Annotated in this window: 15 protein-coding genes; 10 read left to right on the plus strand and 5 right to left on the minus strand. The window is 64.1% G+C overall.

Annotated features, from left to right (window positions below; genetic code table 11):
• Positions 1–27: 27 nt before the first annotated feature.
• Positions 28–627, minus strand: coding sequence for a TetR/AcrR family transcriptional regulator (locus tag FJW04_RS06480; RefSeq protein ID WP_140713089.1), 600 nt, complete (start codon positions 625–627; stop codon positions 28–30).
• Positions 628–849: 222 nt separating this feature from the next.
• On the opposite strand from FJW04_RS06480, the gene argJ reads away from it, so the two are divergent.
• From argJ to FJW04_RS06505, 5 genes are all read left to right on the plus strand, one after another.
• Positions 850–2,091 (plus strand): bifunctional glutamate N-acetyltransferase/amino-acid acetyltransferase ArgJ, encoded by a 1,242-nt coding sequence (argJ, locus tag FJW04_RS06485; protein ID WP_015315586.1) that lies wholly within the window; start codon positions 850–852, stop codon positions 2,089–2,091.
• A 29-nt stretch (positions 2,092–2,120) separates the two neighbouring features.
• The gene (locus FJW04_RS06490; RefSeq protein WP_140616904.1) at positions 2,121–2,873 is read left to right on the plus strand and encodes a GNAT family N-acetyltransferase; all 753 of its coding nucleotides are present in this window, start codon (positions 2,121–2,123) and stop codon (positions 2,871–2,873) included.
• A gap of 8 nt (positions 2,874–2,881) precedes the next feature.
• Entirely contained in the window at positions 2,882–3,304 is a 423-nt protein-coding gene (gene mutT / locus FJW04_RS06495) for an 8-oxo-dGTP diphosphatase MutT (RefSeq protein WP_140713091.1), read from the plus strand.
• Positions 3,305–3,425: 121 nt separating this feature from the next.
• On the plus strand, positions 3,426–3,740 hold the full coding sequence (locus FJW04_RS06500) for a hypothetical protein (protein ID WP_140713093.1): 315 nt from the start codon (positions 3,426–3,428) through the stop codon (positions 3,738–3,740).
• Positions 3,741–3,849: 109 nt separating this feature from the next.
• Positions 3,850–4,029 (plus strand): Flp family type IVb pilin, encoded by a 180-nt coding sequence (locus FJW04_RS06505; protein ID WP_140616863.1) that lies wholly within the window; start codon positions 3,850–3,852, stop codon positions 4,027–4,029.
• 20 nt (positions 4,030–4,049) lie between these two features.
• Here the strand turns inward: FJW04_RS06505 and FJW04_RS06510 are convergent, their stop codons facing one another.
• Positions 4,050–4,922, minus strand: a complete 873-nt coding sequence (locus FJW04_RS06510) for a methyltransferase domain-containing protein (RefSeq protein ID WP_140713095.1) — start codon at positions 4,920–4,922, stop codon at positions 4,050–4,052.
• Positions 4,923–4,987: 65 nt separating this feature from the next.
• Here FJW04_RS06510 and FJW04_RS06515 point away from each other — a divergent pair, with 65 nt between their 5' ends.
• Genes FJW04_RS06515 through FJW04_RS06530 form a run of 4 tightly spaced genes read left to right on the plus strand, consistent with a single transcriptional unit; the run spans position 4,988 to position 7,406 of the window.
• On the plus strand, positions 4,988–5,800 hold the full coding sequence (locus FJW04_RS06515; RefSeq protein ID WP_140713097.1) for a ComF family protein: 813 nt from the start codon (positions 4,988–4,990) through the stop codon (positions 5,798–5,800).
• A gap of 25 nt (positions 5,801–5,825) precedes the next feature.
• Positions 5,826–6,095 carry a glutaredoxin 3 gene (gene grxC, locus FJW04_RS06520; RefSeq protein WP_127280365.1) on the plus strand — a complete coding sequence of 90 codons (270 nt, stop codon included), beginning with the start codon at positions 5,826–5,828 and terminating at the stop codon, positions 6,093–6,095.
• Between the two features lie 10 nt (positions 6,096–6,105).
• On the plus strand, positions 6,106–6,984 hold the full coding sequence (locus FJW04_RS06525) for a carbon-nitrogen hydrolase family protein (protein WP_140713099.1): 879 nt from the start codon (positions 6,106–6,108) through the stop codon (positions 6,982–6,984).
• Positions 6,981–7,406 (plus strand): DUF1178 family protein, encoded by a 426-nt coding sequence (locus FJW04_RS06530; RefSeq protein WP_023770735.1) that lies wholly within the window; start codon positions 6,981–6,983, stop codon positions 7,404–7,406. Before FJW04_RS06525 ends, FJW04_RS06530 begins: the two co-directional genes overlap by 4 nt.
• A gap of 4 nt (positions 7,407–7,410) precedes the next feature.
• Here the strand turns inward: FJW04_RS06530 and FJW04_RS06535 are convergent, their stop codons facing one another.
• Positions 7,411–7,896 carry a MarR family transcriptional regulator gene (locus tag FJW04_RS06535; protein ID WP_140713101.1) on the minus strand — a complete coding sequence of 162 codons (486 nt, stop codon included), beginning with the start codon at positions 7,894–7,896 and terminating at the stop codon, positions 7,411–7,413.
• 100 nt (positions 7,897–7,996) lie between these two features.
• Between FJW04_RS06535 and FJW04_RS06540 the strand changes: the two genes are divergently transcribed.
• Positions 7,997–8,887: a DMT family transporter gene (locus tag FJW04_RS06540; protein WP_140713103.1), complete on the plus strand. Its 891-nt coding sequence runs from the start codon at positions 7,997–7,999 to the stop codon at positions 8,885–8,887.
• A 76-nt stretch (positions 8,888–8,963) separates the two neighbouring features.
• Here FJW04_RS06540 and ubiG read toward each other — a convergent pair whose 3' ends face one another.
• Both ubiG and FJW04_RS06550 read right to left on the minus strand, forming a co-directional pair.
• On the minus strand, positions 8,964–9,713 hold the full coding sequence (ubiG, locus tag FJW04_RS06545) for a bifunctional 2-polyprenyl-6-hydroxyphenol methylase/3-demethylubiquinol 3-O-methyltransferase UbiG (RefSeq protein WP_140616869.1): 750 nt from the start codon (positions 9,711–9,713) through the stop codon (positions 8,964–8,966).
• A 203-nt stretch (positions 9,714–9,916) separates the two neighbouring features.
• A complete protein-coding gene (locus FJW04_RS06550; protein WP_246673741.1) occupies positions 9,917–11,557 on the minus strand; it encodes an ATP-binding protein in 1,641 nt (546 codons plus the stop codon).
• Positions 11,558–11,574 lie beyond the last annotated feature (17 nt).

Raw genomic sequence — 11,574 nt, forward strand, 5'->3', positions numbered from 1 at the left:
TCGCCGCGCCTATTTTTTTGCCGTTTTTTAGCGCCTGGGCGTGACGATGCCTCGCGTGACATAGCCAACAGCGGTTCGTATCGTGGCTTCATTCACGTCGAGGCGGTTGGTCAAAAGATGCTTCCAGGCGAAGGACCCGATCAGATCGGCGACCACCTCTGAATCGATATCGTCGGCAATTTCACCCCTTGCCTTGGCGCGGTCCACGATCTGGCTGTTGTGAGTCCGGCGCCCCGTGGCATAGCCGGCGAGCGCCGCGCCGGCGGTCTCGTCCGATTGCGCCTCGGCAATCAGCGACCTGTACACGCTGCCCGAAGGCGTGTCGCGCCAATGCGCGAACAGGTTTTTCAGGAAGCCGACGAGGTCTTCTTCCAAGCTTCCGCTGTCTGGGATGTCGACGCGTTTCTGGCGCTGATAGACTTCGAGCAGCAATGCCGCCTTGCTTGGCCACCAGCGATAGATGGTCGGCTTGCCGGCGCGCGCGCGGCGCGCCACGGCCTCGATCGAGAAGCCGGCATAGCCGCCTTCGACCAGCACTGCCTCGGCCGCCTCCAGGATGGCGTCCGCGCTGTCGGGATTGCGCCGCGCACCGATCGATCTGCGCGCCGTATCCGCCTCCTCGGCCATGCTTTTCGTCCTCGTTTCAATTCGCTGGCAATGATAAGTGATCCCGCCTGCCCAATGTGGAAGATCATAGCGCCACGGACCCCGGCGACGCCAACAGATTTGAAATGCAAGCTTGATCCTGAACGGGTTTGCCCTCCGCGGGAGCGACGAAAACGCGCTTGCACCGGCTCGCCGTATCGGGCAAACCGGCCTTCCCTTGCGATTTTCCCGCCCGAGGTCTGAATGTCCACGACGATTTCCCCGCTTGCGCCGAAGAAATACCCCAAAATGCCAGAAATCGAAGGGGTGCGCATCGCCACCGCCGAAGCAGGGATAAAGTACAAGGGCCGCACCGACCTGCTGGCCATGGTGTTCGATGCAGGCACCGCGGTCGCCGGCGTGTTCACCAGGTCGAAATGTCCCTCGGCGCCGGTTGATTTCTGCCGCCAGAACCTTGGCTCGGGCAAGGCGCGGGTGCTGGTCGTCAATTCCGGCAACGCCAACGCCTTCACCGGGCAGAAGGGCCGCGAATCCACCGCTCTGACGGGCGAAGCGGCGGCGAAGGCCGCGGGCTGCACGGCAGGCGAGGTTTTCCTGGCCTCGACCGGCGTCATTGGCGAACCGCTCGACACGGCCAAGTTCAGCCATCTGCTCGCCGGGCTGGTCAGCGACGGCAAGCCGGACCTGTGGACAGAGGCGGCAAAGGCCATCATGACCACGGATACGTATCCGAAAGTGGCGACGGCGACGGTCAAGCTCGGCGACGCCGATGTGACCATCAATGGCATTTCCAAGGGCGCCGGCATGATCGCGCCCGACATGGCGACGATGCTGTCCTTCATCGCCACCGACGCGCCGATCGCGGCTCCTGTCCTGCAGGACCTGTTGTCGCGCGGCACGGCCAAGACGTTCAATGCTGTCACCGTCGACAGCGATACCTCGACCAGCGACACGCTGCTGTTGTTTGCCACCGGCAAGGCGGCAAAGCGCGGCGCGCCCGAGATCACCGATCCCAGGGACGCCCGCCTTGGCCAGTTCCGCCGGGCGCTCGGCAAGGTGCTGAAGTCGCTGGCGTTGCAGGTGGTGCGCGACGGCGAGGGCGCCCGCAAGCAGGTCGAGGTCACCGTCACCGGGGCCAAGTCGGCCCGCTCGGCCAAACGCATCGCGCTGTCGATCGCCAATTCGCCGCTGGTCAAGACGGCGGTCGCCGGCGAGGACGCCAATTGGGGCCGCGTCGTCATGGCCGTCGGCAAGGCCGGCGAGCCCGCGGATCGCGACCGGCTGTCGATCTGGTTCGGCGACAACAGGCTGGCGCATGAGGGTGAGCGCGACCCCAGCTATTCGGAAGAAAAGACCTCGGCCTATATGAAGCGCGACGACATTCGCATCCGCGCCGATATCGGCATCGGCCGCGGCAAGGCGACAGTGTGGACCTGCGATCTCACCAAGGAATATGTCGCCATCAATGGCGACTACCGGAGCTGATCGCCTTGGTTTCGCGTCATCCCGCAAGCATGCTCGCGACCGTGCGCCGCTATGAGGCGGCCGGCTTTCGCGCCTGGCCCGCGGCCGCCGTCCACTATGACGGCACCTGGGTGGTGCGCCTGACCGCCGGTCATCCGGCCAAGCGGCTGAACTCGGTCAATCCGCTCGATCCCGGCGACATCCAGCACATCGCCGACCGCATCGGCCGCGCGAGCCGCCGTTTCGACGCGTACGGCCGGCCGCTGACGTTCCGCATGTCGCCATTGTCGGGTCCCGATCTTGCCAGTCATCTCGACAAGGAGGGCTGGAGTCGGTTCGACGAATCGCTGGTCATGCGGCTGCCGCTGGCCGACGCGCAGCTCGACGCCGCCATGGACCAGATCCCGCTCAAGGACATCAGCCGCTTCATCGGCGCATTGCTCAAGGTCAGCGGCTCGGACGTGTCGCTGCGGCCGGGCCTGTCGGAGATCATCGGCGCTATCCAGCCTGAAGCCGGGCTGTTCGCACTCGAGGATGGGACGGAGCCGCTGGCGACGCTGATCTGCGTGCATGACGGCGATCTGGCCGGCCTGTTCGAGGTCGCTACCGACAAGGCGGCGCGCAACAAGGGCCACGGCCGCAACCTGATCCTGTCGGCGCTGAAATGGGCGAGGCTGCGCGGCGCACGGGAAGCCTGGCTGCAGGTCGAGGCTGGCAACGCGCCGGCGCTGGCGCTCTACCGCGCGCTCGGCTTCGAGGAAGTCTATCGCTACCACTACCGCCGGCCCGCTGTTCATGGGTGAAATCGGGCATGAATGATGTGCAATCCAGCGGCAAGCGCCTGCTTCTGGTCGCCGCTTGCGCGCTGGTCGATGCCGATGGTCGGGTGCTGCTGGCGCAGCGGCCGCAAGGCAAGCAACTCGCAGGCCTGTGGGAGTTTCCCGGCGGCAAGGTCGAGGCCGGCGAGACGCCGGAACAATGCCTTATCCGTGAACTGCAGGAGGAGATCGGTATCGAGACCGATATCCCATGCCTGGCGCCGTTGACCTTCGCCAGCCATTCCTATGACGACTTCCACTTGCTGATGCCGCTTTTTGTCTGCCGCCGCTTCCGCGGCATCGCCCAGCCGAGGGAAGGGCAGACGCTGAAATGGGTGCGGCCCAAACAGATGCGCGACTATCCGATGCCGCCGGCCGATGCGCCATTGATCCCCTTCCTGATCGATCTCCTTTGAGGATTTGATTGGACCACCGTCCATATCAGCCAGCGTTAATGGAAGATTTATCTCATCATGAAAAATTGATGCACGGCCGTTTTTTCGTGCGGCCGCCGTCATTTCGCTGGGGAGCGATAGAATGAGCCTGGACAGGGATTGGGATTCGATCCGGCCCGAGCGCAGCTTTCGTGTCGCTGATGCGGGCATGGGCGTCCTGCGCCTCACGCTGCTGTTCGGATCGGCCGCCGTGGCGCTGGCGTTGATCGCGACCCCTTTCCTCGACAGCCAGGCGCGTTCGCAAACGGCCCGCGACGGTTTCCCCGGCCTGGACATGACGGCTACCGGTTCGATCAGCCATCGCAGCACCTATACGGTACGCCGCAGCGTGCTGCAGGCCGATCCGGGAGGCGTCTGCATTATCCGTTCCGATGGCAAAAGCAGTGGCGACTGCTGACAAGGCCAGGACATTTCCGACGGTCGGCGACTTCACCGCCTGTTAAGCCTTTGCCGTTAACCTTTCTTAACAGGTCCGCGGTAAAGTTTCCGCAACGGGGATCGAGGTCATGAAAACAGTGCTGCTGCGTTTTCTGGAGGACGAAAACGGCGCCACGGTCGTCGAATATGGTCTGATTATCGCCGTGCTGTCGCTGACGATCATCGGCGGTATCGGCCAGGTCTTCAACTCGCTGACCTGGCTGTTCAGCGACAACTCCAGCAGGCTTGCCAACGCCTTTGCGCAATGAGGCTGGTGCCTGCGAACAGGTCAATGCCCATCAGGTCCCTCCAGTATAGTCTTCAGCGAAACCTTGGCTGAACCGGGTTTCAGCGGCTTTTGCTGCGATGCATCGGGCGCCCAGCCGGACATCCAGACCGTCGAGAAGCTTGCCCTGATACGACCGTCGGGGTCGGAAAAGCGTTCGGCGTAGATTTCCGCGGCGCGGGCAAACAGCTGGCGCGTGCCCGGCCGCCGGCTGCGATCGGCCAGCGCGTTGGTTTCGCCCATGGCACGCAGATCCGCCATCAGGGCAAACGGGTTGGCATAGCGCACCGTCACCGTCTCGACGTCGGCGACCGGCAGCGCGAAACCGGCGCGCTGCAGCAACGCACCGGCATCGCGTACGTCGGTGAAGGGGATGACGCGAGGGCTGACGCCGCCGTAGAGCTCTGTCTCGGCGGCAAGCAGGCTTTCGCGCAGTTCCGCAAGCGTGCCGGCGCCTGCGAAAGCGCCGAGAAAAAGTCCGTCCGGCCGCAGCGCGCGACGGATCTGGATCAACATGCCCGGGATGTCGTTCATCGCCTGCAGCGACAAAAGCGATACCACCAGATCAAGACTTTGCGGCTCGAACGGGACGGTCTCCGGCGGCGCAATCAGGCCGGCGGCACCGTTCAGGAAAGCCGCGGCCGTCTCGACACGGGCGAGATCCGCCACCTTGCCGCTCCGCGCAAGGACATCGGCCGCGGCCGATGTCTGGCAAAACAGCACCGCCGCCTTGGCGAACTTTCGCTCGACGGCGCCCAGCCGGTCGGCGAGATCCTCGGCGGCACGGCGCATGAGGAAGTCGGCGCCGTCAACCGGATGGATGAGCGCGCGCCGCTTGTGCGCCAGCCACAGAGAGGTGTCCATTATAGGCTGCAAGGGATTGATCCTTGTATGTCGGCGCCCTGATATGGTTGGTATGGTGGTGCCGAGCAACCAATCACGTGGCCGATCCGATGCCCAAGATCAAGTCCGTCGAGATCGGTAAGCTAGCCGGGTCTGCTGCCCGGTCGGCTCTGGGCTGGCCGGCGCGCATCCTGTTTCCGCCGGTCTGCGCCGGCTGCCGCCGGCAGGTCTCGCAGCCCGGTGTGTTGTGCGGCGACTGCTGGCCGAAGCTGCGGCTGCTGGAGCGGCCCTGGTGTCCGGTGATGGGCACGCCGTTCACCCATCACATGGGCGATGGTTTTCTGTCGGCGGAGGCTATCGCGGATCCGCCTCCCTTCGAACGGGCACGGGCCGCGGTCGTCTACTCCGGCGTTGCCCGCCAGATGGTGCAAGGGCTGAAATACCAGGACCGCACGGATCTCGCACCCTGGATGGCGCGCTGGATGGTCCGTGTGGGCGCCGAGCTCATCGCCGACGCGGATGTGGTGGTGCCGGTGCCGCTGCATTGGCGCCGTTTCTTCAGGCGGCGGTTCAACCAGTCGGCGGAACTGGCGCGCGCGGTTTGCGAGCTCAGCGGGCTGTCTTTCGCGCCCTCCGCCATGCGGCGCGTGAAACTCACCCGCCAGCAGGTCGGACTGGAGCGGCAGGAGCGCGAGGAAAACGTACGCGCCGCCTTTCGCGTGCCGGCAGAGGCCGAGATCGAGATTGCCGGCCGCAGGGTGCTTCTGATCGACGATGTCTACACCACCGGCGCCACCGTGCGTGCCGCCACCAAGGCGCTGAAAAGGGGAGGTGCGGCCGCCGTCGACGTGCTGACCTTTGCCCGCGTGTTGCCGGGGGACTTCCGGGCGGACGAGTCCGTGACTATATAAGTCGGCAACGGAAGCGGAACTCGTCATGGTCGATGTCACGATCTATACGCGCATGATGTGCGGCTACTGCACGGCGGCCAAGCGGTTGCTGGAGCGCAAAGGCGTCGCCTATACCGAGCACGACGCTTCCTTCTCCCCGGAACTGCGCCAGGAGATGATGTCGCGAGCGCACGGGCGCACGACCTTTCCGCAGATTTTCATAGGTGACACACATGTCGGTGGCTGCGACGACCTCCATGATCTGGAGGCAGAAGGCCGACTGGACAAACTGCTCGCCAACGGCTCGTCGATTTGAGGGTATGACAATGGGTGTTTTCAAGACGGCGGGTGTTTTCAAGGCGGCGGCAGTGCAGATGCGTTCAGGCGAGAGCCCCGAGCGCAATGCGACCGATATGGAGCGGCTGGTGCGCGAGGCCGCGGGCCAGGGCGCGATCTATATCCAGACGCCGGAGATGACCGGCGCGCTGATCCGCGACAAGGAAGCGCGTGCCGCCTCCTTCACCTCGCAGGACAAGGACATCGTTGTCGCAACCGCGCGGAAGCTCGCCAGTGAGCTTGGCATCTTCCTGCACGTTGGCTCGACCGCCATACTGCGCGCCGACGGCAAGCTCGCCAACCGCGCGCTCCTGTTCGGACCCGATGGCGCGACGCTCGCCACCTACGACAAGATCCACATGTTCGACGTCGACCTCGATAACGGCGAAAGCTGGCGCGAATCCGCCGCCTATGAGCCGGGGACCGAAGCCGTCGTTATCCCGATCAACGATGCGAAACTAGGCTTTGCCGTCTGTTACGACCTGCGTTTTCCGCAATTGTTCCGTGCCGAAGCGATGGCCGGCGCCGAGGTGCTGACCGTGCCCGCGGCCTTCACCCGCCAGACCGGCGAAGCGCATTGGCATGTGCTGCTCAGGGCACGCGCCATTGAGAACGGCGCCTATGTCGTCGCCGCCGCGCAAGGCGGCCTGCACGAGGACGGCCGCGAGACCTATGGGCATTCGCTGATCGTCGATCCGTGGGGCCGCATCATCGCCGAAGCCGCGCATGACGAGCCAGCGGTGATTGTCGCGGAGATCGACCCGGCGCAGTCGCTTGCCGCGCGCAAGAAGATCCCCAATCTCAGGAATGCGCGGGATTTCACCATCAATACCGGCGAGGGGCCGCGTCTCAGGGGCGCCGCATCTTGATCCGCTTTTCCCTGATCTGCGAAAACGAGCATGAGTTCGAGGGTTGGTTTCGCAGCAATGACGATTTCGACACGCAGAAGAAGCGCGGTTTTGTCGATTGCCCCAGCTGCGGCTCGCACAAGGTCGAGAAGGCGCTGATGGCCCCGGCCGTTTCCACGGCCCGCAAGCAGGAAACCATAGCGCTTGCCATGGGCGAGGCGCAGAAGCAGGCGCTGGCGCAGCTGAAGGCGATGGCCGAGAAGGTGCGCGAAAACGCCGACTATGTCGGCGACAAGTTCGCCGAGGAAGCGCGCAAGATCCATTTCGGCGAAACCGATGCGCGCGGCATCTATGGCGAGGCGACGCTGGAGGAGGCCAAGGGCCTGGCCGAGGATGGCGTCGAGTTCATGCCGATCCCGGTGTTTCCGGACGACCGGAACTGAGCGATCAGCTCACGCTGCCGATCAACTTTTCCAGCAGGTGCGAAAGCGTTTCCCGTTCGGTCTGTGTCAGGCCGGACAGGATCTCATGCTCGTTCGCCACATGGGCCGCAACGGCCTCGTCGATCAAGGCGAGCCCCTTTTCGGTCAGCCGCACGACGATGCCGCGCCGATCGTTGGGGTGCGGTGCACGCAGGATCAATCCGGCCTTTTCCAACCGGTCGAGCCGGTTGGTCATGGCGCCTGATGTCACCATCGTCGCTTCATAGAGAGCGGTCGGCGTCAGCGCGTAAGGCGAGCCGGAGCGGCGCAGCGTCGCCAATACATCGAACTCTCCCGCCTGCAGTCCGAAACGGGCGAACAGCGGGGCGAGACGATCGCGTGCTATCAGCGAGGAGACCTCATTCAGACGCCCGATCACGGCCATCGGCGATACATCCAGGTCCGGCCGTTCCCGCTGCCATTGCTCGATGGCTTTCCCAGCGCGGTCCATCTATCTCACCATAATGTATCTTGACGTTAAGAATCTTTCCATTATCTTATCTCAGTATTCAACGCCGGCCAAGAGGCTGTGCCACCCATAGGATTCCATCATGAAATATCTCTGGGATTCGGCGCTAGGCCTGCTGGTTGTCACCGGCGGCCTGTTGGGCCTGACGCTGCCCTTCGGCAAGCTCGCCACGGCGGCCGGCGTGCCAGCCATGGTCTGGGCCTTTGTCATCTCGCTCGGCGCTGGCGGCGTGCTTTTGGGCGTGCTCCTGGCGCGTGGTCAGCGCATCCGGCTCACCCCGCACAAACTGCGCTATTTCTTCGTCACCGCGGCAGTGTCCTATGCCGTCCCCAATCTCCTGATGTTTTCGGCCATTCCGCATCTGGGCGCCGGCTACACCGGCATCATGTTCACGCTGTCGCCGGTGATCACATTGGTGTTTTCGATCCTGCTCGGCGTCCGGCGCCCCAACCTGCTGGGCGTATCAGGCATCGCCGTCGGCTTCGTCGGCGCCGTCATGGTGGCGGTGACGCGCGGCGAGGCCGGCCAGCCGGCCGATCTGTTCTGGGTGATGATGGGACTGCTGATCCCGGTCAGCCTTGCCGCCGGCAACATCTACCGCACCATCGACTGGCCGGAAGGAACCGGTCCGATCGAACTCGCGGTCGGCAGCCATCTGGCGTCCGCGGCGATGCTGCTCGTCGGCATCCTGACCTTGCTCGGAGGCAAGGCCTTCGTCCAGCTTGGCGCCGTGCCGCTCATCGTCGTGGCGCAGATGGCCTCGGCATCGGCGATGTTTGCTTTCTTCTTCCGGCTGCAGGCGGTTGGCGGTCCGGTCTATCTCAGCCAGATCGGCTATGTCGCGGCAGCGGTGGGACTGTTTGCCGGCACGATCTTCCTTGGTGAACACTATCAACTGCTGACCTGGGTCGGCGCCGTCATCATCACCGTGGGCGTGTTCATCACCACCAAGGCGCAGAGCCAGAAAGCCTGAAGGCTTCGAGGCTCACGTCGCACTGCCGTCAGCATCAACGCCGGGCTCCGGCCCCGGCTGGCTGAGGATTGGCTGTTCAGACCGATCCCTTTTCCGCCAGCACCATGTAGTTGACGTCCATGTCCTTCGACCGCGCCCAGCGATCGGCAAGCGGATTGTAGGAGACGCCGGTGCGGTCGATGATGGTCAGGCCGGCGCCGCGCAGCGCCTTTTCCAGCTCTTCCGGGCGCACCAGCTTGCCGAATTGGTGGGTGCCGCGCGGCAGCCAGCGCAACACATATTCGGCGCCGATGATGGCGAGGCCGAGCGCCTTGAGCGTGCGGTTGATAGTGGCCACGAACATGATGCCGCCGGGTTTGACCATCTCGCCGCATTTGGCGACGAACAGGTCGATATCGGCGACATGTTCGACCACTTCCATGTTGAGGATGACATCGAATTTTTCACCGGCCTCGGCGAGATCTTCCGCCGTCGTGGCACGATAGTCGACGCTGACATTGCCCTCGGCGGCATGCAGTTTCGCCACTTCGATGTTTGTTTCGGACGCGTCCGCTCCGACCACCTCGGCACCGAGCCGCGCCATCGGCTCGCACAAAAGGCCACCGCCGCAGCCGATGTCGAGGATGCGCAGGCCCTCGAACGGCCGCGCCGCCCGTGGGTCGCGGCCGAAGCGCGCCGCGATCTGGTCGCGGATATAGGAAAGCCGGACCGGATTGAATTTGTGCAGCGGACGAAACTTGCCGTTCGGGTTCCACCATTCGGCGGCAAGGGCGGAAAAGCGTTCCACCTCTCCGGCATCGATCGTCGATCGTCGGGGCTCAGGCATCGGTTGGTCTCCTCGGACGCTACAGCGCCGCGCGTCCTTCGGACGCGCAAAGGACGCTGTAGCACTTTGATTCTGCGCATGATCCCTTTCCGAAATCGAAGTCGATTTCGGGGTCATGCGCTAGGAAGTCGGGCGTGAGGCATCGAATGTCAAGGCAACATTTTCCTCTGCTGACAAAGTGGCTGGGCGATCAAAGGCCCGGTTTATTTCGTGTCCAGAACATCACGCAGCTTGGCCGCCAACTGCTCGATGGTGAACGGCTTGGCCAGGAAGTGCACGTCATGATCGAGCATGCCGTTGTGGACCACGGCATTCCTGGTGAAGCCGGTGGTGAAGACCACTTTCAGCTCGGGCTGGCGCGCGAGCGCTTCCTCGGCGAGCTTGCGGCCGTTCATCACCGGCATGACGATGTCGGTGAAAAGCAGGGCGATGCCTGGTGTCGCGGCGAGCTTCTGAAGGGCCTCCGGTCCGCTTCCCGCATGGATGACGATGTAGCCGAGCTCGCGCATGACATCCGTCGTGGAGGCCCGCACGCGGGGGTCATCCTCGACGACGAGGATCGTCTCGGTGACCTTGGCGGCGCTCTTATCGCGCCCGACGGGCGCTGCCGGCTCCTCGGCTCCGAAAAACCGGGGCAGGTAGATCTTGATCGTCGTGCCTTCGCCGGGCTCGGAGTAGATCTTGACGTGGCCGCCCGATTGTTTGACGAAGCCGAACACCTGGCTCAGCCCAAGTCCCGTGCCCTTGTTGACCGGCTTGGTCGTGAAGAAGGGTTCGAAGGCCCTGGCGATGGTCTCGGGCGACATGCCCGCGCCGGTGTCGGTTACCGCGATCATCACATATTGGCCAGGCGTGACTTCGGCGTGCGTCGACGCATAGCCGTCGTCGAGGTGGCTGTTGACAGTCTCGATGGTCAGCTTGCCCTCATTGTCCATGGCGTCGCGGGAATTGACGGCCAGATTGAGGATCGCGTTCTCGATCTGGCTGGGATCGGCGTGGGTTTTCCACAGGCCCCCCGCTAATACTGTCTCGATGCGGATGCCTTCCCCCAAGGTCCGGCGCAGAAGATCGGACATGCCGGTCAACAGCCCGTTGATGTCGACAACCTGCGGCGCCAGAGGCTGCAGGCGGGAGAAGGCAAGCAGGCGGGATGTCAGGTTGGCGGCGCGGCTGGCCGCGTCGGTCGCGGCCTCGACGAGTTTTTCGATGTCATGCTCGCCCCGCTTCAGCTTGCGCTGGGCAAGGTTCATGGCGCTGAGGATCACCGCCAGCATGTTGTTGAAGTCGTGGGCGATGCCGCCTGTCAGCTGTCCGACAGCCTCCATCTTCTGCATCTGGCGTATCTGGGATTCGGCCTTTTCACGGGTCTGGATCTCGTTGCCGAGTTCGATGTTCTTGCGCATCAGCTCTTGCTGGGCGACGACCACCTCGTGGAAGCGGCGACGGGATTGACGTATGGTGTAGGCGGCAAGCAGGAAAATCGCCAGCAACGCGGCCAGTGAGCCGATCCGCAGCCAGGCCTCGACCCGGTCGGTACGCTCTTCGCGCGCGGCCACCGCGGCGGCGCCGATGCGTCGGATTGTGTCCATGCTGGCCCGCATCTCGTCCATGGCGGCCTTGCCCTGGCCACTGCGGACCAGTTGCAGGGCCTTTGCCGCATCGCCTCGCTCGTAAAGAGCTATGGTTTCGGCCAGGTCGGCCTGCTGTTGCGAAAGCGCGTCCTTGATGTGGCCGATCTGCTGGGCGATCTGATCGTCGGGAGCGGTCGCGCTGTCGACCCGCGCCAATTGTCCCGGAATTGCCTCGACGGCCTTCCGGTAAGGCTCCAGATAGGATTTTTTCACCGGTCAGCAGGTAGCCG

The organism is Mesorhizobium sp. B2-7-3 (assembly GCF_006440715.1).
Lineage (GTDB): Bacteria > Pseudomonadota > Alphaproteobacteria > Rhizobiales > Rhizobiaceae > Mesorhizobium > Mesorhizobium australicum.